Annotated in this window: 19 protein-coding genes and 2 pseudogenes; 14 read left to right on the plus strand and 7 right to left on the minus strand. The window is 38.0% G+C overall.

The genetic code is table 11. From position 1 onward, the window contains the following. The first annotated feature begins 91 nt into the window (after positions 1 to 91). Positions 92 to 1,231: a conjugal transfer protein TraF gene (locus ACLKL2_RS03085; RefSeq protein WP_413693331.1), complete on the plus strand. Its 1,140-nt coding sequence runs from the start codon at positions 92 to 94 to the stop codon at positions 1,229 to 1,231. A gap of 322 nt (positions 1,232 to 1,553) precedes the next feature. On the opposite strand, the gene ACLKL2_RS03090 is transcribed toward ACLKL2_RS03085, so the two are convergent. Together ACLKL2_RS03090 and ACLKL2_RS03095 are read right to left on the minus strand one after the other, a co-directional pair. Further along, the gene (locus tag ACLKL2_RS03090; RefSeq protein ID WP_113818137.1) at positions 1,554 to 2,093 is read right to left on the minus strand and encodes a DUF1415 domain-containing protein; all 540 of its coding nucleotides are present in this window, start codon (positions 2,091 to 2,093) and stop codon (positions 1,554 to 1,556) included. A 45-nt stretch (positions 2,094 to 2,138) separates the two neighbouring features. Further along, the gene (locus ACLKL2_RS03095; protein WP_113818138.1) at positions 2,139 to 3,062 is read right to left on the minus strand and encodes a patatin-like phospholipase family protein; all 924 of its coding nucleotides are present in this window, start codon (positions 3,060 to 3,062) and stop codon (positions 2,139 to 2,141) included. A 241-nt stretch (positions 3,063 to 3,303) separates the two neighbouring features. Here ACLKL2_RS03095 and ACLKL2_RS03100 point away from each other — a divergent pair, with 241 nt between their 5' ends. The 9 genes and pseudogenes from ACLKL2_RS03100 to ACLKL2_RS03140 all read left to right on the plus strand — a co-directional run bounded on the left by ACLKL2_RS03100 (position 3,304) and on the right by ACLKL2_RS03140 (position 12,155). Beyond that, complete coding sequence (locus ACLKL2_RS03100; protein WP_113818139.1) at positions 3,304 to 3,948, plus strand: DUF2913 family protein; 645 nt, start codon at positions 3,304 to 3,306, stop codon at positions 3,946 to 3,948. Position 3,949: 1 nt separating this feature from the next. Further along, entirely contained in the window at positions 3,950 to 5,341 is a 1,392-nt protein-coding gene (locus ACLKL2_RS03105) for a hypothetical protein (protein WP_413693332.1), read from the plus strand. A gap of 310 nt (positions 5,342 to 5,651) precedes the next feature. After that, positions 5,652 to 6,232, plus strand: a pseudogene (locus ACLKL2_RS20240) (cache domain-containing protein); the annotation flags it as partial. 84 nt (positions 6,233 to 6,316) lie between these two features. Continuing rightward, positions 6,317 to 7,411: a sensor domain-containing diguanylate cyclase gene (locus ACLKL2_RS03115; RefSeq protein WP_425475322.1), complete on the plus strand. Its 1,095-nt coding sequence runs from the start codon at positions 6,317 to 6,319 to the stop codon at positions 7,409 to 7,411. Between the two features lie 130 nt (positions 7,412 to 7,541). Then, positions 7,542 to 8,894, plus strand: a complete 1,353-nt coding sequence (locus ACLKL2_RS03120; RefSeq protein ID WP_413693335.1) for a DASH family cryptochrome — start codon at positions 7,542 to 7,544, stop codon at positions 8,892 to 8,894. Between the two features lie 2 nt (positions 8,895 to 8,896). Beyond that, positions 8,897 to 9,640, plus strand: coding sequence for a deoxyribodipyrimidine photo-lyase (locus ACLKL2_RS03125; protein WP_413693336.1), 744 nt, complete (start codon positions 8,897 to 8,899; stop codon positions 9,638 to 9,640). A gap of 20 nt (positions 9,641 to 9,660) precedes the next feature. Next, positions 9,661 to 10,425 carry an FAD-binding domain-containing protein gene (locus ACLKL2_RS03130; RefSeq protein ID WP_413693337.1) on the plus strand — a complete coding sequence of 255 codons (765 nt, stop codon included), beginning with the start codon at positions 9,661 to 9,663 and terminating at the stop codon, positions 10,423 to 10,425. After that, positions 10,418 to 10,594: a DUF2256 domain-containing protein gene (locus ACLKL2_RS03135; RefSeq protein ID WP_413693338.1), complete on the plus strand. Its 177-nt coding sequence runs from the start codon at positions 10,418 to 10,420 to the stop codon at positions 10,592 to 10,594. Before ACLKL2_RS03130 ends, ACLKL2_RS03135 begins: the two co-directional genes overlap by 8 nt. A gap of 11 nt (positions 10,595 to 10,605) precedes the next feature. Next, a pseudogene (locus ACLKL2_RS03140) lies at positions 10,606 to 12,155 on the plus strand (cryptochrome/photolyase family protein). Between the two features lie 41 nt (positions 12,156 to 12,196). Here the strand turns inward: ACLKL2_RS03140 and ACLKL2_RS03145 are convergent. Continuing rightward, complete coding sequence (locus ACLKL2_RS03145; RefSeq protein ID WP_413693339.1) at positions 12,197 to 12,739, minus strand: NUDIX hydrolase; 543 nt, start codon at positions 12,737 to 12,739, stop codon at positions 12,197 to 12,199. A gap of 941 nt (positions 12,740 to 13,680) precedes the next feature. Between ACLKL2_RS03145 and ACLKL2_RS03150 the strand changes: the two genes are divergently transcribed. After that, the gene (locus tag ACLKL2_RS03150) at positions 13,681 to 14,436 is read left to right on the plus strand and encodes an SDR family NAD(P)-dependent oxidoreductase (RefSeq protein WP_113818147.1); all 756 of its coding nucleotides are present in this window, start codon (positions 13,681 to 13,683) and stop codon (positions 14,434 to 14,436) included. Between the two features lie 263 nt (positions 14,437 to 14,699). On the opposite strand, the gene ACLKL2_RS03155 is transcribed toward ACLKL2_RS03150, so the two are convergent. Beyond that, positions 14,700 to 15,296 (minus strand): tRNA (adenine(22)-N(1))-methyltransferase TrmK, encoded by a 597-nt coding sequence (locus ACLKL2_RS03155; RefSeq protein WP_413693340.1) that lies wholly within the window; start codon positions 15,294 to 15,296, stop codon positions 14,700 to 14,702. A gap of 12 nt (positions 15,297 to 15,308) precedes the next feature. Next, positions 15,309 to 17,495 (minus strand): Tex-like N-terminal domain-containing protein, encoded by a 2,187-nt coding sequence (locus ACLKL2_RS03160; RefSeq protein WP_413693341.1) that lies wholly within the window; start codon positions 17,493 to 17,495, stop codon positions 15,309 to 15,311. Between the two features lie 138 nt (positions 17,496 to 17,633). On the opposite strand from ACLKL2_RS03160, the gene ACLKL2_RS03165 reads away from it, so the two are divergent. Continuing rightward, positions 17,634 to 18,632: a Gfo/Idh/MocA family protein gene (locus ACLKL2_RS03165; protein ID WP_413693342.1), complete on the plus strand. Its 999-nt coding sequence runs from the start codon at positions 17,634 to 17,636 to the stop codon at positions 18,630 to 18,632. Between the two features lie 132 nt (positions 18,633 to 18,764). Here the strand turns inward: ACLKL2_RS03165 and ACLKL2_RS03170 are convergent, their stop codons facing one another. Continuing rightward, positions 18,765 to 19,103 (minus strand): hypothetical protein, encoded by a 339-nt coding sequence (locus ACLKL2_RS03170; protein WP_113818151.1) that lies wholly within the window; start codon positions 19,101 to 19,103, stop codon positions 18,765 to 18,767. 11 nt (positions 19,104 to 19,114) lie between these two features. Then, a complete protein-coding gene (locus ACLKL2_RS03175; protein WP_113818152.1) occupies positions 19,115 to 19,483 on the minus strand; it encodes a periplasmic thioredoxin of cytochrome c-type biogenesis in 369 nt (122 codons plus the stop codon). A 225-nt stretch (positions 19,484 to 19,708) separates the two neighbouring features. Here ACLKL2_RS03175 and ACLKL2_RS03180 point away from each other — a divergent pair, with 225 nt between their 5' ends. Together ACLKL2_RS03180 and fbp are read left to right on the plus strand one after the other, a co-directional pair. After that, positions 19,709 to 20,926 carry a DEAD/DEAH box helicase gene (locus tag ACLKL2_RS03180; protein ID WP_413693343.1) on the plus strand — a complete coding sequence of 406 codons (1,218 nt, stop codon included), beginning with the start codon at positions 19,709 to 19,711 and terminating at the stop codon, positions 20,924 to 20,926. Positions 20,927 to 21,698: 772 nt separating this feature from the next. Then, on the plus strand, positions 21,699 to 22,700 hold the full coding sequence (gene fbp / locus ACLKL2_RS03185) for a class 1 fructose-bisphosphatase (RefSeq protein WP_413693344.1): 1,002 nt from the start codon (positions 21,699 to 21,701) through the stop codon (positions 22,698 to 22,700). Positions 22,701 to 22,798: the final 98 nt, after the last annotated feature.

Consider the following 22,798-nt stretch of genomic DNA (forward strand, 5'->3'; position numbering starts at 1 on the left):
TTTACCTCTTTTTGTTCACATCTCACAAAAAAGTGTCTATAGTTAAAATTAATTAGGAATTAACATCAATTTTAAAAGAAGGAACTTGCAAATGGATAAAAAGTCATTAATTGCATTAAGCGTACTGGGATCGCTCACGGCTATCAGTGCTCAAGCAGCAAATAAAGTAGCCGATGCGCGTGGTAATGCCATGGGTAATACAGGTGTTGCTTCTGCCGACTATCTCACTGCCCCCTTCTATAACCCTGCACTAGCTGCTAATTATCGTGACCATGATGATTTTGGTGTTTTCATTGGCATTGATGTTTCAGCTAGTGATAAAGATGATGCGATCAGTGAACTTGATGACCTTCAAGATAACATCGATGTTCTTAATGATTCAGGCTCAACAGATACCACAGAAATTGATGCTAATCTTGCTGAATTAGATGGCTCAAAACCTGTTCAAGTTAGTGCTGGAACCGGTATTGCTGTTGCATTACCTACTGAACTGGTTTCCTCTAACTTATTTATACGCGGTTATGCAGAAATCATTGCGCAAACCGATGTAGCGGTTGAAAATGGTAATTACAATTACCAAACCTCTGATGTAGACTTTGTGGCTTTTGGTTATATAGAAGCGGGTTTAGCCTTAGCGCAATATTATACAATCGCAGGCCAACAATTCTCTTTTGGTATAACACCAAAATATCAACAAATGCGTACCTATGCACAAATTGCTACGGTTGAAGACTTTGAAGTGGATGATTACGACGAAAGTGAAACGTCGAAAAGTGCCTTTAACTTCGACTTAGGCGCAGTTTGGTATCTAGATAACTTCCGCACAGCGATTGCAGTTAAAGACATTATTGCCCAAGAAATTGATGTAGTAGATACCAGTGGTGAAATTAATGGCTCTTACCACCTTGATACACAAGTAACGCTTGGTGTTGCCTACAGCTCTGATTATTTTGTAGCGGCTATTGATGCAGACTTAACGACGCAAAAGCGTTTTGAAGGGATCGGCACAGACGATGACACACAATTTGTTCGCTTTGGTGTTGAAGGGAATGCTTGGGGTTGGGCGCAGTTACGTGCAGGTTATGAAATAGATTTAGAAGAAACATTAGATAACTCAATCACCGCAGGTATTGGTTTCAGCCCTTTTGACCTTGTAAGCTTAGATATCGCCGGTTCATATGCAGGTGAAAACCAAGCAGGTGTATCAGCTAACCTAGCATTAACATTCTAACCAAACTTTTAGGTAAATCGAGTGTTCAATAGACCATTCGATTTACCAATACTCTCACCGACTATCCCCAACCTCTGATATAACAACGAGTCCCTAGCATCTATCATCTAGCATCTAGCATCTAGCATCTATCACCTAGCATCTAGCATCTAGCATCTATCAGCTAACACCTAACATCTAGCATCTTGCACCTAGCATCTTTCATCTAGCACCTAGCATCTTTCATCTAGCACCTAGCATCTTTCATCTAGCACCTAGCACCTAGCACCTAGCATCTAGCATCTAGCACCTAGCATCTAAAAACAACTAATCTATATTAATGCTATTTTGATAACATACAGCTTGCTAATAAATCAGCAAAAAATGGACTGCCCTTTTTATTTAAAAACTCGATGTTTCTTTCTGGTATAGCATCCACATCAGGGTGGGCTGCAATGGCTCTTTCCATGCTACTTTCTCGAATGATATGCAGTGTTGGGTAGGGTGAACGATTGCTATAATTTGAAGCTGCCTCTTCAGGATCACCTTCAAAACAATAATCGGGATGAAAATGTGCCAGTTGATATACACCTTCATAGCGATTCATTTGTAAATAGTGATTTGCTAGATACACACAATCTAAAAATGCGTCAAAGTCTGTACAGGCTTCACTTAATATTAATAAGGTGGTTTCTGTCTCTGGATGTTGATCTAAATGTTGCCACTCTTCAGTTAGCCTTTCTAACACAGCTTCAACCTCTGAGTTCGTTTCCTCGATGTAACGTATGCTTCCAGCTTCAACCTCTCTTCGAGCAAAGGGGCAAATATTATATTTAACAATGACTTTATTGACCCAAGCTTGGGTACTCGTAATGGCGTCCACTTTGTATCCTTTAAACGGTAACTTCTTTGATCTTTTAGTCTGAGGTTATGATTGAATGTTACTTAACACTTTATGCGCACTACGATAACCAAGGTCGATCATCTCCTTGGCACGATCAAACTCTAGGGTGCCACATGCATTACGAGCTATCACGATATTATAATCCGCAGGGTATGCTGCTAGCTTTAATCGAGCAATAGTGCCTTGCATCGCATCAAACGCTTGGTCTGCCACATCATAGGCGGCGATAGTAGAGGGTTTTGCTTCTGTAATACTCAGGTTTTCACTTAACTGTTTAATGTAGTGCCCTATCTTTTGATGAAAAGCCAAGTCTTCTACTTCATTGATAACATCATTTAAGGTATCTACCTCTTCACAGTTGTAATTAAATTCACCTGATAGGTTCACTGCAATAATAGCATCCGTATTATCACCAAACACAGGGGCAATCGGCACAGGGTTTAACACACCACCATCAATCAATTGCACACCATCTCTTTCAACGGGAGTAAAGAATAAGGGTAACGAGATAGAGGCACGTATCGCATCAAATAAACAACCTGAGTTTATCCACACCTCTTTCTCATTTTTAATATCTGCAGCCACAGCTGTATATTTAAGTGGCAAATCTTCAATGGTTTGATCGCCTAATAAACCGATGAGTGTATTAATGATTTTGTCACCACGTAATAAACCACTGGAAGTCCAAGAGATATCCAACAGTGAGATAATAGAGAGCTTATCTAACCCACACACCCATTGTTCAAACTCTTTTAGTTTACCTGCAGCATAGACCCCACCGATCAATGCGCCAATAGAACAACCAGAGATGGATTGGATTTGGTAGCCGTGTTCCACTAACCACTTAATAATACCTATGTGTACCATTCCCCTAGCGCCACCACTGCCTAATACCAGTGATATTTTCTTATTAGTAGGCGGTACCAATTTAAGACTAAATTTAGACATATAAAACCTAGGTAATCAAACATATTAAGAGTGTAATCAAGTTTACAAAAATATTGAAGCGCTAAAGCCAAGTCACTGCTAACCCGTTACTTTTTACGCAACTATTTGTTGGTTAAACAATCAGATCAGTTATATCTGCCCTTTAAACAATTTATGAGTGCAATTCAGTTTAACTTTACTTGTCCGTAATTGGTTAGCCTGTCATAATTTTGTTATTACATTTATTATAATCAGGATCGTCATGACAAGTTTCTCAACATCAATTCACCAAGTGGTTAGCGATGCGTTAGCAGATTTAAACGAAGCGCAAGAAAAAGGCAAAATCCCACACAACCCACTTAGCGAGACTCATTTCTTAGCGGCATGGACAACCAACGCCATTAAGAAAAAACGCTTTGAAAGTGATGTCTTACCTACTTTGACGATTTGGCAACGTAAAGCCCGTAGTTTAGGCAAAAATGCAGGCCTTGTAGCAACCTTCACTGCCATTAAAAATACCTATGAACATGTGTTTGATGAAAGCCTGAGTGCAAAACCTGTTCACAAAGCGCAAGTATCTGCACTGTGTGAGCAATTAACAACACAAGGTTGGATGGTTAATACTGATTTAGAAGTGGGTGAAAAACTTAATCGCCACAGTGGCGGTCAAGCATCGTTGATCATTTGTAGTACAGAATTTGAATCACATTTTGAAGATGGCTTGTTAATTAAACCTATCAGCTTATACATACGTGGCGATTTACCAGAAGCCCTAACAGCCGCTTACCAACAAACATTATTATTACACAAGGTAACGGATTACAAATCTAAAGTTAAATACCACGGTGAGTACATTGTTTACCCTGACAATAGTGGTGAGTTTTTACCTGAGTTATTAGAAGTATAAAATGTTTAATTCACAACAGAGCTCAATATTAAGTGAACAAGAGTTACACCTTTTATTAAGCTCTGAGCAAACAGGCTATAAAGGCATATTTCCCCTTTACAGCTTGAATGCTGAAGATAACTTTGATGTTACGCAGCAGATCAGCGACCTGTCTGCGCTCACCTTACAACTGAACTCATCCCCTTTAGGTAGCGCCGTTATTTTAAATAATAGTATTGAATCACATAGTCAATGCGACTCTTTAATACAACTATTAAAAGAACGAGAAGATCTAAAAATTTTTTGGTTAGGAGAACTACCTAGCATGGCAATAGATCTTCCTACCTTCGATTATTGCCAATCTAGATTGCAATTACAGCAAGCAGTAAAAGAATGGCAAAAAAATAGCCTCACATTGTTCAATCACTGGTTGAAGCACTATAAAACAGGGTTAATTTCGGCACATCCACACGTCACACAACCTGAACAGTTACAAGGGCTTGAAAATTTGTATGTATACACAGCAAAGCAATCTCTCACTAATATTGATGACTTACAGCTGTTGATTATAGATTTAAATACCCCCGATTTAAGGTTGATGGAAGTACTCAATAACTTAATCAATTTAAAGCAACGACCTTTTCTTATGCTCTTCGGAGAGATGCAAGCCAACTTGAGTCATGCACTTTATGACCTAACTAATAGCCTAGGCTTTCCAATATTAGCCAGCCTGAGTCATGTTCCAAATACGCAACAATCACGCCAAATTTTGATCCGTTTGTTTTCTAAAATCTATTTAAAGCACTTAATCCAGCAGCAAAATACAGATATTACCGCTCTTCCATTATTTTTAATCAATCATGATACGGGTCAAACTCACCATCAGCCAGCGGCTCTATTTTGCCCCTACGGTATGAGCCAACAACAAATTTCATCAATTCCACTGAATCGCAATGCTAATAAAATAGTCCATGTAAAAAGTATATTTGATTGGTTTCCAGATGGCGTAAATTATGACCGAGCTCTATTATTAGCTGAGCGCTTAAGCGGCGGTAACAACCAGATTGATTTATATATAAACTCACCTCAATCTATCGCCAAACCATCTCCTTTTTTCTCGTTAATTGTGATGGCAAGGTTAAACAATTCAAAAGTCTATTGGTTTATTGAAGAAGCGCAAATGTTATCCATGGATATGTTAATGTCCTTGCCTATTTCAGACATTATTTTCAGTAAGGCGTTGGCCCTACAATTATTTGATAGCCCTTCACAATATCTGCTGGATTTTATTCAAGCGGCACAACAACAAACCATTCGTTTAGGGGCATCAATAGAGTTTAATAAAGTGAGCATTGATGCGCTATCTTTACATGGTATTGAATTTATCCTTGAGCCACATAATAGCCAACTTTAAGTTTCAATGATGCTCTAATCGAAAGTAACGACTGTAACAAAAAATAAAAAAATAAGAGAAACCTATGACATTAAAGCAACTTCCCTCAACATCGGAACTACATTTGACCTCAATATGGCCCGTTATTATTAAGCGTTTCGTTTGGAGTTATGCATTATTAGCGATCTTAATAACCTTATCATTAACTTATATTCATCAACAATATACACAAAATATAGCGAAAGGAATGTTAGCTCAAGAAGAAGCTTTTGTGGCTTCTACCAAACAAGTACTTCAAAAAGAGATGCAAATGCAATTGATGGTGCTGCAGATGAGCTCGCGCGCTAACGTATTAGCTAATTTTTTAGAGTATGGCAGTCCAATCAGTCGTCAAGGTTTAGAAAACTTGTTCATTAACCTCGCTGTTACTTTTAATCGTTACGATCAAATTCGTTTAATCGATATGCAAGGTAATGAGCGTATCAGAATGAATTATAATAATGGGCAACCCGCTATAGTAAAAAAACAAAACCTACAAAACAAAAAAATTCTTCATATTTTCAAGAAAGTATCAAGCTCAAAAAAGGTCAAGTCTATGTTTCAGCTATGGAACTCAATATGGAGCATGGGCAAGTCGAACTCCCCTATAAACCAGTAGTCCGTTTTGCTACACCTATATTTAATGCAAAGGGTAACAAAGTCGGGATTATGGTAATGAACTATTTTGCCAACGAGTTACTTGAGGATTTCCGGAAGCAAATGGAATTACGAATTAGTGGTCAAGGGATGTTGATTGATCCGCAAGGTTACTGGTTAAGCAATCACAACCGAAGTAATGAGTGGGGAGCAAGCCTTGATGATGTAGATCAACAGTTTAAAGACTTATACCCCAAAGCTTGGCCGACCGTTAGTCAACATAATGACGGTATCTATCATTCTAAATCAGGCATATTTCGCTATGTTTCTGTCAAGCCATTCAACTTAGATAGCATTGGCATGTTTCAAAATGAACACAATGTTAATTTAACAGTGGTTGAACGATCTAAAGAAATTACTGATTGGAAATTAGTGATTTTCTTGCCTAATGAAACTATTAATGAGCACTCTATCTTCAATACAGATATCGCTAACTATGCCATTGTATTACTTTATATCGGTACCGCAGCGATTTTATTATTACTCCTGTTTATCACTGAACAGAAACGCAAAGAGATCCAGTATGATGGTATCATTAAAGAAGAGCTAAATGATCTCTATGAAAACGCACCTTGTGGATACCACAGCCTAGACAATCAAGGGATTATTCTCAAAATCAACAACACAGAATTAAGTTGGCTTGGTTATCAACGAGAAGAAGTCATAGGTAAACCTTTTACGGACTTTTTAACCTCCGCTAGCGTGGCAACATTTGAGCGTTTTTTGGCACAACTTCAAATGGATAATACAATTGAAGGTGTCGTATTGGAGATACAATGCAAAGACGGCCATACTTTCTTTGTATCCACGTCTGCGACCTCTATTTTAGAGAAAGGACATTTTGCCATCGCCCGTACTTCTGCTTTTGATATCACAGAGCGTATCGAATTAGAAAATCGCCTTGCTTACATTGCTAATACGGATGTATTAACCGGAATAAGCAACCGACGTCATTTTTTCCAAGAAGCAGAGCAATATTTACAAACTGAACAAGCTATATCAGTGATGATGTTAGACGCTGATCACTTTAAAAAAGTGAATGATGTTTACGGCCATGATATTGGTGATGAAGTTTTAAAATCAATTGCAATCACTCTAAGAGCCGCACTACCAGAGCAAGTCGTATTAGCTCGTTTGGGTGGTGAAGAGTTTGTCATCTTAGTGGCGAATTTGAATGATCAACAAGCGCTACAGCTTTCACAACAAATCTGTGTCAAAATGGCCAATACCGCCATTCCAGTATCGGAAGATGAAGATATTTATATCACGCTATCTATAGGCACTGCACAACGTGATTTTTACGGTGAAGATATTGATGAGATATTAAAACGTGCGGATATTGCCTTATACCAAGCAAAAGAAACCGGACGTAATCAAGCAATTCAATCGACTTAATCCATTTTGTCTTCTTGACCTTAATCTTTTCCCTACTTCAATCAATTAACTGAGCGATATAGCTCAGTTAATTGATTGATCCTAATCCCTTTATTTCCCGTATTAATTTTGTATTTATGGAATGATATAGATGCAACGTACATTATATTGGGTAAACAAAGATCTACGTATTAATGATAACTTAGCACTGACTTTAGCCAGTCAAAGTGAACAACTGATTTGTGTTGCTATCATTGACTCTGCATGGTTCCAAGTTAACCAACAACAAGCCCTTGCAATGGGTGAGCTTCGTTTACGTTTTTTGCTAGAAGGCTTACAAGCGTTAAGTAGTAATTTACAAAAGCTTGGTCAACATTTGCATATTATCTATGGGGATAGTGTCACCTCACTTAATGCCATTTGTGAACAATATGCCATTACCGACCTGATCATCACTAAAAGGCCTGGCAGCTATGAGCGAGACATCACAGCTAAGTTACAACAACTTCAACCAACTACAAATTTACATCTGGTAGAACAATTCACACTGTTCACAGAACAAGCTTTACCTTTTGCATTAGCAGATTTACCTGCAAGTTACTCTAAATTCAGAAAAGTGGTTTCAGCTCTTGCTTCAAACATTGAACAAACAACAGTTTTTGCATTACCCCCTCAATTTGACCAAGAATTAGCTGACTGCCATCACTGTTGGGGTGAAACGGTGATTGAACAACAGATCACAAAGCAGATTAACAAAGACCATAAACGGTCTGGTTACCATTTTACTGGTGGTGAGCAAGCGGGTTTTGAACAACTTCAGCAGTACTTCTCATGCTCAGCTCCAGCAAGATACAAAGAGGTCAGAAACAAGCTTGATGGTTGGGATAATAGCAGCAAATTATCAGCGTGGCTGAATTATGGTTTTATCTCCGTCAGACAAGTCATGGGTAGTATTAATGAATTTGAACAGTTACATGGCGAAAGTGCATCAACACGAAGCCTTTATCATGAACTGCTATGGCGCGAGTACTTTCAATGGTTACATTATAAAATCCAAGATAAGTTATATCAGTTTAAGGGACTAGCTAATACATCACCGTTAACCTCTTTCTACCCAGAGCGCTTTAAAAAGTGGTGCAACGCTAACACCCCTTTTCCTTTAGTCAACGCTTGCATTAATGAATTGCGCAAAACCGGCTATTTAAGTAATCGCGGAAGACAAATAGTCGCCAGCTGTTTAGTCAATGAATTAAGTATCGATTGGCGATACGGTGCTGCATGGTTTGAACAACATTTAATAGATTATGATGCTGCGATTAACTGGGGAAATTGGCAATATATCGCCGGCGTAGGTGTTGACCCACGTGGAGGTCGACACTTTAACTTAGTCAAACAAACACAGCAGCATGACCCGAATGGGGAATACCAAGATATTTGGCTAGAGAATGCTGAACAACACACCACTTTAGATTCTGTGTCAGCAGATGACTGGCCTGTGCAATAACCATGAATAAGATTTTAAGCAAAGCACAACCAGCGATTAATGTAGTTTGGTTAAAGCGAGACTTAAGGTTAAGCGATCATCAACCATTAGCCTCTGCTGTGGAGTCCGGTTTAACCCTATTGTTTTACGTATTTGAACCTTGCTTAGTCAATGATCCGCATTATGACCTTCGTCATTGGCGCTTTGTATGGCAATCTATACAAGATTTAAACCAGCAACTCGCGAGGTTTAACACGCAAGTTTATCTGTTTTATGGTGACGCCCAAGCAGGTTTGGAGTCAATTCAACAACAATTTAATATTAAACAGTTATTCAGTCATGAAGAAACCGGGTTATTGGTTACCTTTGAACGAGATAAACAGATCAAAGCCTGGTGTCAACAGCAGCAAGTTCAGTGGCATGAAACACCGACGGGTGCAGTCGTACGCGCGAAAAAAGATAGACAAGGTTGGGATACACAGTGGCGAAAAGTCATCAATGGAGAATACGCGTCCCCAAGGCTTTCTGAACAGGATTTATTAACAAATGACCAAATTGCAGCATTACCACAAGCAAGCTTACCCAATACTTGGCTAATACCTGACCCTTTGATGCTAACCGGCGGGGAACAATGGGCTCACAAAATACTTAACTCATTTCTTGCAGGGCGTGGAAAAGATTACCACTTTAATATTGGTAAGCCCTTAGCAAGTCGTAAAAGTTGTTCTCGTTTATCACCTTACCTAGCTTGGGAAATATTAGTTTAAAACAGTGTTATCAAGCTATTTTGCAAAAACGTCCTGAACTTGGTTGGAAGAAACCCATTGATGGCTTAGCTTCACGCTTACATTGGCACTGTCATTTTATTCAAAAGTTTGAAAGTGAACATCAAATGCAATGGCAACATGTTAACAAAGCTTACCATCATCTCCATTATCCAGAACAACACTGTGGCTTATCGATAGAGACGAGACTATCGCGTTGGAAAAATGCTCAAACCGGTTATCCACTGGTTGATGCTTGCATGTTGTGTTTAATCAAAACAGGTTATATCAACTTTAGAATGCGTGCCATGTTAGTCAGTTTTTTATGCCATCATTTACTCGTTGATTGGCGTTTAGGAGTTACTTATTTAGCCAGGTTATTTCTTGATTTCGAGCCGGGTATTCATTATCCACAATTCCAAATGCAATCAGGTGTTACTGGTACTAATACTATTCGTGTTTACAACTCGGTAAAACAATCACAGGAGAAAGATCCCGATGGCAAATTTATAAAACAATGGTTACCACAGCTATCGGAAATTCCTAAAGAAATCATACATACACCTTGGGTACTTTCTCCTATGGAACAACAGCTGTATCAATTCGTCATTGGTGACACCTACCCTGAACCAATGGTCGATATAGAAGAGACAGGCAAGATAGCAAGAGATTTATTATGGGGTTTCCGTCAACGTTTGGACACTCGCCAAGAAGGTAAACGTATTGTGGCTAAACATGTTCGAAAACGTCGTTCCACATCCAGCATGAGTAAACAGTCAAATGCATAAAAAACCTTTTTTACCGAGCAAAGTTTGCATGACATGTAACAAACCATTTAATTGGCGCAAAAAATGGCAACGTAATTGGGATCAAGTACGTTATTGCTCTGAGCGATGCCGTCGCCAAAAAGAGAGCAATCAAACTGATCCCTATGTCAACGATACAAAAACAATGTGAAAGGAAAAACGATGAAAGCAAAACAGCTTAGATTGATATTAGGCGATCAACTTAACCCCTTACACAGTTGGTTTCAGCAAGTTGATAATGATGTTATTTATGTCATTGCAGAATTGAAGCAAGAAGCAGACTATACAAAACATCATATTAAAAAAATAACCGCCTTCTTTGCCGCAATGGCCGACTTTGCTGATTATTTAAAACAGCAAGATCATCAAGTGTGTTACCTTACTTTAGATGAGACTGAGGAATATAAAGACTTACCTGATCTACTCACTCAATTAGCAGTGCAATACAAATGTGAGGCTATCCATTATCAGCAACCCGATGAATATCGTTTACGAGACCAATTACAGCAGATGGCAAAACAAGTTGCTTTGCCATTGTTTGAAGAAGACACCGAGCACTTTTTATTACCCTTTGAGCAATTACGTGAACACTTTACGCCCCAAAAACATGTTCGTATGGAAACCTTTTATCGATTTATGCGTAAACGCTTCGATATATTAATGGAAGCAGGTAAACCACAGGGAGGCGCTTGGAATTATGATTCAAATAACCGTCAATCATTTAATGCAACGGATCTTAAACAGATCCCACGCCCATTAATTTTTGATAACCCAGCAGAATCTTACTTAACACGTATTCAGGCACATAATATTAAGACTATCGGTGAATCATCGAAACAAGTCGACTACCCGATTAATCGCCAACAATCATTACAACTACTACATTATTTTTGTGAACATCAATTACCCAACTTTGGTAATTTCCAAGATGCGATGACGGTAAACTCCCTTATGCTTGGAGCTTATACCACTCTCGATTGAGTTTTTCTTTAAACTGTAAAATGATTAACCCTATGGAAGTGGTACAAACGGCATTACATGCATTTACTCATTCACGAGGGGTGATCACCCTACCCCAAATTGAAGGCTTTGTTCGCCAGATCATAGGTTGGCGTGAGTATGTAAGAGGTATGTATTGGATTAACATGCCAGATTATGCTGCTCAAAATGCGCTATCGGCTAGTAGAAATTTACCCAAGTATTTTTGGGATGGTAAAACCCAAATGCAATGCCTAAACAGTGCTATTTCACAATCGTTACAGCATGCCTATGCTCACCATATACAAAGGTTAATGATCACAGGTAATTTTGCGTTATTGGCAGGTATTGACCCAGAACAAGTGGATCAGTGGTATTTAGGCATTTATATTGATGCAATTGAATGGGTAGAGCTTCCGAATACAAGAAGCATGGCGCTATTTTCTGATGGTGGGTGGATTGCTACAAAACCTTATGCTGCGAGCGGCAATTATGTTAATAAGATGAGTGATTACTGTAAAAATTGCGGTTATAAGATAAAAGAAAAAATCAGTGACGATGCATGTCCGCTTAACAGTTTATATTGGAATTTTATCGACCAACACTATGACAAATTTTCAAAAAATCCAAGAATGTCTTTTCCGGTGCGTAATTGGGATAAAATAGATAATGCTCAAAAAATCGCTATTAGAGAAAAAGCATCAGGTATTTTATCTAATCTAGATAAGTTATGAACATGCTTATAACAAGGTCTACTGAATCAGCAACTTTAACACTACAGCAATCGCTGTTTTATCTGCTGCATTAAATAGGTTTCACGTTGAATAGATAAGCCCTGCTTTTGGTCATGCTCAATGGTATGTAAGTTATGTTGAATAGCTTCATCAATATCCACCCAACATACGCGCATACCATTGTTTACCTCGTAATCTTCTAACTGACTCTCGCCCAGTTGATCAGCAATTTCACAGGTATAACAATAGGACAGCATATGCATAATAGAGCATTCAGCTTGATGTTTTGTGCTGTTGTGTGGGCGATACTCTTCAAACAAACCAAAGGGCTGAATATTAGTGATCTGTTGTGCACCTGTTTCTTCAGCTAGTTCACGCTGCAATCCATCAATAAGTTCCTCACCAAGGTCAACACCACCACCGGGTAATGAGTAATCATTATAACGTTCAGTAAACATTAATAGTATTTTTCCTTGTTTAAACACAATCGCACGCGTAGCAAGGCGGGTAAAAATTTCTGGATGTTCTGGGGTTAAATTAGTGTCTGGGATCGACGAGTGAACAACGCGCTTTAATAACTGCATAACAATCTCTAAATAAAAAGGTAGATAAAATAATATAGAGCGGCATCATACTTAAAATTTATTACACATCATACTAATACCAATCACACTAAGTAACTGATCTATTTTACTGTTAAAACAATTGACTCCTTCGTTGTCAATTTCGCAAATTAAACAACTAATAAAGCATTAACATCTTTTGGTTAATTTTCCGATAGGCTATTAACCAAGTTAACCGACGAAAGGCTTAAATAACGCTTTAACTAAGCCATTTTTCCTGCGCAAAATTTATATCTCTTATTTAATGCTATTGGTATAAGAGAACAGCAGATAAAAAATCTTAAAATATCAAATAAAAGTGTCATTACAGCCTTTATGTACAACAAATAGGGTATAAACTGATGAGGTCTTGATCACAATTCCGCACTTAATTAAATCATACAAAATAGATTGTAAAGCATTCTCTCAAGTTATAAATAAAATAAAATTAATGAGCATTACTTTGCAAAACCAATAGAATTTAAAAAACAGAAAAAACCAAAAAATAAAACAAAAACAATGATATAAATTAAATTATTTTAAGTAAGCCCACCAATAAATAAGTGTTCAAACAGAATTTAGCTAATATAATCGGATAAAATCTCGCACTAAATATAGGTGATTTCAGATTAAAAGACTCTCCACATTGATTGATAAATAATTTTACAAACGCATTATTTGTAATACAATAACACCGTGATTTAAATTGATATCTGTTTACAATAAATGTTTTATATCAATTAACTTTTTAAAGGTGGTCACCAAGGTTATAAAGTAACAAGCTGACATTGTGTATATAGAAACAATTTCTTCTTTAATACCAAACCTTAATATTACATTAAGGACTTCTTTATAAACTTGTTGAGCACCTCCTTCGTGCCTTTGGCATAACGATCAATTAACGAATCAATGAGAATATGAATATGTCTAAAAAAATTGCTTTAATCACTGGTGCAACTGGTGGAATTGGTTTCCAAGTAGCTAAACGCCTTGGTCAAGATGGTTACACAGTAGTATTGAACGGTATCGAAGATGAAGTCGGTGCAGCACGTGTTGCTGAACTTAACGCTGAAGGTATCGAAGCTGAGTACTACGGTTTTGACGTAACTGATGATGTTGCAGTAACAGAAAACGTCACTGCAATTGGTAATAAATATGGTCAAATTGATGTTGTTGTGAATAATGCTGGTGGGTTAGGCGGTCGTAGTCCAATCGAAGAGATGACAACTGAATTTTACCGTTTTGTAATGGCACTTAACCTTGATAGTGCTGTATTTGTTTCTCGTGCAGCGATTCCATTCTTGAAAAAAACTGAAGGTGGTTCAATCATCAACTACACTTCTAATGCAGCTTGGAATGCGGGTGGCCCTGGTGCTGGTATTTACGGTACCTCTAAAGCAGCGGTACATACTCTAACACGTGCACTTGCTAAAGAATTAGCACCTGCTGGTATCCGCGTAAATGCAGTATCTCCAGGTACTATCGATACGCCGTTCCACGCACAAATCAAAGAAACTAAACCAGAAGTATTCGCTTCTTGGAAAGATAGCATCATGTTAGGTCGTTTAGGTCAGCCTGAAGATGTTTCTGGGGTTATCTCTTTCTTAGTCAGTAAAGACGCAGCCTTTATCACTGCTGAGACAATCCAAATTGGTGGCGGTCAAGCACTAGGTATCTAGCATCTAGTCATCTAGTCATCTAGTCATCTAGCATCTAGCATCTAGCATCTAGCATCTAGCATCTAGCATCTAGCATCTAGCATCTAGCATCTAGCATCTAAAAATCTAGCTTAACTAAAGTAAAAAGCCACATAATATATTATGTGGCTTTTTTGCTTAATAAAGTTAACAGCATTGCTCTTTTAGACGACAATAATCGTCTAACGCTGACTGGTATAACAGGTCACGCTCATTGGCTCGTAAGCTACGCTGATAATGATCGATCAGTTTGTTAAGATAACCTGAGGCCAAAGGATTATTTTCCACATCATATCGCTACCTGTTAAGCTCATAGCTTGTCCTGCGGAGTGACTTATTAACATCAATTCATAACCCCGATTATTTTCTAACACTAGACGTTCATCTTTTGATTTAAACTGTAATTCCCTTAATCTCTTTCTTAATTTATAGGTATGTTGTACGGGGCATAATAGAAAATCAACGTGTAAGCCGCTGCAGTTTGGGGTAAGTTTGTTCAGTATTTCAATGATTAAGTCACCACCAATCCCACTAATGATAACTAATTGTCGCGCATCGTTAGTTAGTTGAGAAGCTGACTTAGCCAGTGCGATTTCACTGACATCCTGACATAACACTTGCCACTGTGCATCTTTAGGTAAGTGATGCCCGTGCTGTTGTAGTTTTCGCTTTAGTTTATTAGTAATATCAGGGACTAAATCTACAAAGTTCAGTTCCTTTATGACTCCGTCAGCTAATATTTTAAAGCCTAATAAACCATGATCACAGCAACAATCCCAAACCAGATCGTAATGCTCGTTTACCATCTCAGAAAGCGTTAATAGTCTTTTATTTAATTTCATATATCGCTCAACTTAACTATTAGGCTGAGTAACTTGTTTCATGGTTAAAGCGATACGCTTGCGTTGTACCTCAACACTAACCACTTTTACATTAACGATCTGCCCTACTTTTACCACTTTATGTGGGTCATCAACAAAACGATCCGCCAACATTGAAATATGTACCAAACCATCTTGATGTACGCCGATATCAACAAAAGCCCCGAAGTTAGCAACGTTAGTCACTACCCCCTGTAACTCCATCTCTTCCTCTAAATCACCAATTTTATTAATTGATTGGGCAAAATCTGCTGTTTTAAACTCTTCCCTTGGGTCGAGTCGGGCTAAGGTTAAGGTGGCTAATATCGCTTTATATTGTTCAACCGTTTGTGCATCGTTAGCAGGCGGTAAGCTCAAGTTAGTGGTTTGCTTTTCAACAACTATTTTGGTTAATGTTTGTTTATTATAAGTGGCTAACTGTTTCGCTTGCGGGTATTGCTCAGGATGTAAAATTGTTTGATCAAGACAATTATCGCCAGCAACAACTCTTAAAAACCCAGCCGCTTGCTGAAAAGCCTTAGCACCTAAACGAGGCACTTTATTAAGTGCTTGCCTTGAGTTGAAACGTCCGTTTTCTTCTCGATAAGCCACAATATTAGTCGCTAAAGTGACATTTAAACCAGCCACATGAGCTAACACACAACTAGACGCTGTGTTCAAATCAACACCAACGTTATTAACGCAATCTTCAACAACTGCTTGTAGTCGATTAGCAAGCGCAGTCTGATTAACGTCATGCTGGTATAACCCAACACCTATCGCTTTTGCTTCTATTTTAACTAACTCTGATAATGGATCTTGCAACCTACGTGCAATGGACACCGCACCACGCAGGGTCACATCTAACTGTGGAAACTCTTGTGCAGCTAACGCTGAAGCAGAATAAACTGATGCGCCGGCTTCACTCACTGAAATAGCCTGAATAGCCACGGGCAGATCTTTAATGATATTGGCAATAAACTGCTCACTTTCTCGTGAGGCGGTACCATTACCAATAGCAATTAACTCCACTTTATAGTGTTTAATTAAACGACTTACCACCTGCGTTGCTTTATCAGATTGGGCTTGTGGTTGGTGAGGATAAATTGTTTCTGTGGCTAATAATTTACCCGTTTGATCAACGACTGCTAATTTACAACCACTTCTAAAACCAGGATCTAAGCCTAAAGTCACTTTTGCGCCTGCAGGTGATGCCATCAATAACGCTTTGAGGTTATTTGCAAACTGTTCAATAGCCTCGCCATCCGCTTGCTCTTTGAGTTGTACCAAACACTGTTTTTCTAAACTAGGCAATAACTTGGTACGCCAAGCATTATCAATCACATACCTGTGCCACGAATCATGGTCTTGTTTATCAAGATAGATACCTAGCTGTTTGGCTATGATAGTTTGGCAGTAGCTGTAAGCTTTTTTATCTTTTTGAAACGGGTCTGCATTGATTTTTAAACGTAAAAACCCTTCCGCTTTACCTCGCAACATGGCTAAAACACGGTGAGCAGGCAAACGATTTAAGCGTGCCTTGAAATCAAAATAATCTTTAAACTTAATCGCTTCATCAATTTTAGATTTAACCACTGTGGCAGTCAGCTCCGCCTGCTCAACTAAGTGTGTCTTTAACAGTCCCTGTAACTTCACATCTTGTGTGATTTTATCAATGGCAATCGCTAATGCACCTTCTATGACCTTATCTTTGCTTTCAAAGCCTTTAGGTACATTGATAAAACGCCCAGCTAACCAACTTGTATCTTGCTTTGGAGATTGCCAAAGTTGTTCTGCTAAAGCAGCTAATCCAGCCTCTTCCGCTAATTTTGCTTTAGTGACACGAGAGGTTTTAAAAGGTGCATAACAATGCTCTAAGGTTACTTTATCTTTGATCGATTCGATTTCACGCTTTAATGCACTAGTTAACTTACCTTGCTGTGCAATAGCTTTAACAATACTCTCTTTACGTGAAGCTAACTCTCTGAAATAGATTAACTTACTTTCTAGCAGGCGCAACTGAGTGTCATCTAATGATTCAGTTAGATGTTTTCTATAACGTGCAATAAATGGCACAGTATTACCATCATCCAATAGCTCAATAGCACTTTTTACTTGAGATGGTTTGATTTTGCATGCTGATGCAAGGTCGTCGATAAGTTGATTGGCAGATAAAGGCATTAGATTATTCTTTTATTGTTCAGATAATTAGCCAGTGTTTTTATCACACTTTGTTACTTTGTTCGATGCGATTTTATTGTTAACCTTAATTTATTGGCGATAACCACGACTAACAGTAATTTTATATGGGACTGAATAATGATTAAATTTGCAGTGATTGGTACAAACTGGATAACAGAAAAGTTTATTGATGGTACAAATAACCCGCCTGAAAACCATGCCCAAGCGATGAAATTACAGGGTGTATATTCGCGTGATATAGAAAAAGCTGAACGTTTTACTAAACAACATCAAGCCCCTTTTACCTTTGATGATTTAGCAAGCTTAGCCACATCAACCGAGATCGATGCAGTCTACATTGCCAGCCCAAACTCCCTGCATTTTGAGCAAAGTAAATTGATGTTAGCGCATGGTAAACATGTGATCTGTGAAAAGCCATCATGCTCTAGCTTAGAACAGGCGCAAGAGTTATATCAAACCGCTAAAGACAACAATGTGATCTTCTTTGAAGCGTATATGACAGCGCATTTACCAAACTTTAAAGTGATTGAAAACAACTTAACGCGTTTAGGTAAAGTGCGTAAAGCACATATCCAGTATTGCCAGTACTCTTCAAGATACCCAGCCTATTTAGCAGGTGATAAACCAAACACCTTCTACCCAGAGTTTTGTAACGGTTCGATCATGGATATAGGTTTTTATTGTGTTGCATTAACCTGTGCTTTGTTTGGTAAACCTGACACTATTAAAGCACAAGCAACCTTACTTGAAACCGGTGTCGATGGCTGTGGTAGCGTGATACTAGGTTACCAAGACTTTGCAGTCACTATCGACCACTCAAAAATATCTGGTTCAAGCCAAGCGAGTGAGATTCAAGGAGAGTCAGGGTCTTTATTGATAGAACATGTGGGACAATGCTTTAATATTATGTACCAAGATAATAAAGGACAAAATCAACAGACATTATCGCAACCTCAGTCTGATAATAGTATGTGTTATGAAGCCTTAGCCTTTGCAGAGCAGATTAACCAAAAGAAAATAAACCCTGTTTATGAAGTACGTACTTTACAAACGGCACAGGTGATTCAGGAAGTGCGTAAACAAACCGCTGTTATTTTCCCATCAGACAGTCAATAAACGACATAACTACCCGACTATGCTACGCGATATAGATGGGCTACGCGATATAGACGACTGCTACGGCGCTTATCAACATACAATGTTCAATAAACGCCATAGCGTCATTAAATTAAAGAAGCCATGTAAAGTTTAACGACCAAAGAACTGGTCGATGATCGCCTCTAAATTGCTTTCTAACTGATCTTCAAAATGACTATACTCTTCACCAAATAAGTCTAAATACTTTTCAACCTGTTGTTGATTTAAGCTTTTATTGGCTAAAATAAAGCTCATCTCTGCTAAGGTTTTATCAAACCTTGGTTCAATAAAAAAATTAATGTAATAAGCCGCGCAGGCTTGAAGTTGCGTTTGTGCAAAATCACAAAATTCTTTAATGTATTGGCCACCATCAGGACCCAGAGAGCCTGGTTCCATACGGAAGATGACCGACATTTTCTTTTCATCAGGGAATGAGGTAGCTGAACACATAAGGCCCCTTTTTACGCCACTAATAACGCATTAAATTTGATAGCAAGATTAATGAGATCTTGTGAGTCTATCACTTCCACATTATCTGTACTTAATACTTTACCAGCAACCACTAACACAGTCCGCGGATACCCATGTCCGCCGAGTTCTTCTACTAATGCTTCAGCCTCCTGGTCTACATAGACACCTTTATCCTGTTGCGCTAATAATTGTAAAACAGGCAACTTATTACTTAATGCATCAACAAAGTCACTGATGTTTTCTTGTTGCTCAATACAATCAGGGCACCATCCTGCAAGTATATTCAGCACAAAACTATGTTGTTGTTCGACCTTTTCATAAAAAGTAACAGGTTTAATCGATTCAATAAGTTGAGGCATGGTAGTTCCTTGTTAGCTATTTTTTATTAGCTTCTATAGTACAGTAGATACAGCAATATAAAAACCTATGTTATCAGCAGCTTAAGATGGCTCTTCAGATAAGGTGTTAACTCATTATTACAGATTTTATTAAGATACTATTGTTCAGTGTTTTTCATAACATTACAAAACAGAGTTTGTTATACTGCGCGATTATTTTGTAGTGTATTAATTTAGGATATAAATATGAGTGTTGATGCAGCAGGTTTATCTGCAAATCTATTAAAGGCAGTTAAAGCATGTGGTTATTCAAAACTAACGCCGATTCAACAACAGGCTATCCCACTGATCAAATCTGGTCATGACGTCTTAGCAAGTGCCCAAACAGGCACAGGCAAAACAGCCGCTTTCACATTGCCTTTATTGGATATAATAGCAAAAAACCAACCTGAGAATATAGGCTCATCACGTACCATTAAGGTATTGATTCTTACCCCTACTCGTGAACTTGCCTTACAGGTTGCTGAAAATGTCAAACAATACAGTCAGTTTTTACCATTAACATCAGGCGTGGTAACGGGTGGAGCAAATATGTCTCCACAAACTCAAATGTTAAAAACAGGTGTTGATGTATTAGTGGCCACACTAGGGCGTTTAATTGAACATGTTAATGCCAGACAAGTTGATTTAGCACACATCAAACATTTAGTACTTGATGAAGCTGATCGTATGTTAGATATGGGCTTTTTAACCGACATACAACAAATCATTGATATTATTAAACAAAAACACCAAACCTTGATGTTCTCTGCTACTTTCTCAAATAAAGTAAAGACACTGGCTAATCAAATATTACATACGCCTAAAAATATTGAGACAGCAAAACAAAACTCTACATCGGGTAAAGTAAAACAACAGGTCTATTGGGTAAGTGAAGCACGTAAACGTGAACTATTATCAGAACTGATTGGTGTTAAAAACTGGAAACAAGTACTTGTATTTGCAGGCACCAAAGAGAGCGCGAATATGCTTACTAAAGAACTAAAGCTTGATGGTATCAAAACCGCTTTATGCCATGGAGATAAAACGCAAGGAGCACGTAATAAAGCGATTCAACAGTTTGCTGAAGGTAGTGTTCGTGTTTTAGTTGCAACCGATGTAGCAGCACGTGGTTTAGATATTCCTGATTTACCGCATGTCGTTAACTTCCACCTACCATTTTTAGCAGAAGATTACGTACATCGTATTGGCAGAACTGGCCGTGCGGGTAAAAGTGGCCATGCCGTTTCTTTAGTTAGCCCTAAAGACGAACAATTTCTGGATAATATAGAAACCTTAATTGGGCGTAAATTCGAGCGGATTATGTATCCAGGCTATGAGTTTAATAGTGCAATTGATGTACAAGAAGATGGGAAAAAACTCAAAAAAGCCGTTACAAAGCAACACAAGAACGTAATCAGTTAATGGCAAAACGTAAAGCCGAAAATAAACCTTCAGCTATCAGAAAAGCAAAGAATAAAACACGAAAAGCAAGATAATTAACCTCATCTATTAAAAAGCAAAGGCTGTAAAGCTTTGCTTTTTAATGCGTCATATTGATGACATTAATTGCTAAGTTTGTACGCAATAATAACACCATAAATTCCCTTCATGCTGGCTACTTTAACGCCCCTATCACCGAAAACTTAACCCAAGTACCTTCCCAGTAAAATTATACCAATCACATAAAATAAGTGTTCTAAATTTTGCGCAGGAAACATGACTTAGTTCAAGGCGTAATTTAAGCCCTTCGACGATTAACTTCGTTAATAGTTTCTCGGAGAATTAACCAAAAAATGTTAATGCTTTAATAGTTGTTCTATTAGCTAAAATGACAACTAAGGTATCAGTTATTTTCACAAGTAAAATAAATCAGTTACTTAGAGTGATTAGTATGACTGCATATTCACCAATAACTGCACGCGATATTAAGTTTAAAGAACGGTATTAGGTTTAATATTAGCGTAATAAATAGCTTTTTAAAAAACGCTAAAGCAACTCAACGGATCATTGAATCACAATGATAGAAAGTAAATATACCTTTACAAACAAACCGCTAGCCATTAAATTAACATCAAACCTTTATTTGTAATACAATACTACCTTGAGTGTTATTATTCAGAGGTAGCTCACACCTTTAGACAAACAAAAATTGTTAGTTAGCTTATAATTATAAGGCAAACTTATTGGAGAGCATATGATCACATTAGGCGAATACATAATTGAAAAGCAACATGATTTCCCAGAAGCTAGTGGGGAATTAACGGGGTTATTAGGTGCAATACGTTTAGCATCTAAAATAGTTAACCGTGAGATCAACAAGGCCGGGATTGCCAATATTATTGGTGCGACTGGCGTAGAAAATATTCAAGGTGAAACACAACAAAAACTCGATTTATACGCAAATGATAAATTTAAACAGGCTTTAGAAGCTCGTGGTGAAGTATGTGGTATTGCTTCTGAAGAAGAAGATGATTATGTAAGTTTTGATAGCGAACGTGCAGTAAATAGTAAATATGTTGTATTAATGGACCCATTAGATGGCTCTACTAATATTGATGTAAATGTGTCTGTTGGTACTATTTTTTCAATTTATAAACGTATTAGCCCTGTCGGTACGCCAGTCACTTTAGAAGATTTCTTGCAACCAGGTATTAAACAAGTTGCTGCAGGCTATGTTATTTACGGCTCTTCAACCATGCTTGTATATACCACCGGTAATGGAGTTCATGGCTTTACCTGTGACCCGTCACTGGGTGTATTCTATTTATCACACGAGAATATGCAGCAGCCAACAACTGGGAAATGTTACTCGATCAATGAAGGTAACTACCTAAAATTCCCGTTAGGCATTAAGAAATACATTAAACACTGCCAAGAAATTGTCCCTGAAGATAACCGCCCATACACTTCTCGTTACATCGGTTCATTAGTTGCAGATTTCCACCGTAACTTATTAAAAGGTGGCATATTTATGTACCCTTCTACGGCCCAAGCTCCTGAAGGTAAGTTACGTTTATTATATGAATGCAACCCGATTGCTTTCTTAGCTGAACAATCAGGTGGTATCGCCAGCACAGGCACCCAACGTATTATGGAAATTAACCCTACAGAGTTACATCAACGTGTACCTTTCATGTGCGGTAGTGCTGAGATGGTTAAAAGAGCTGAACAATTTATTGCTGACAATCCAGAGTAAAGTTCGCTTTATTTCCCCCTGCAAAAGAGGCTATTAACGGCCTCTTTTTAATTTTGACACGCTTTACTTTTTTGATGCACTCATTCAGCAGATTCTCC

This window comes from Psychromonas sp. KJ10-2, from assembly GCF_047323255.1.
Classification (GTDB): domain Bacteria; phylum Pseudomonadota; class Gammaproteobacteria; order Enterobacterales; family Psychromonadaceae; genus Psychromonas.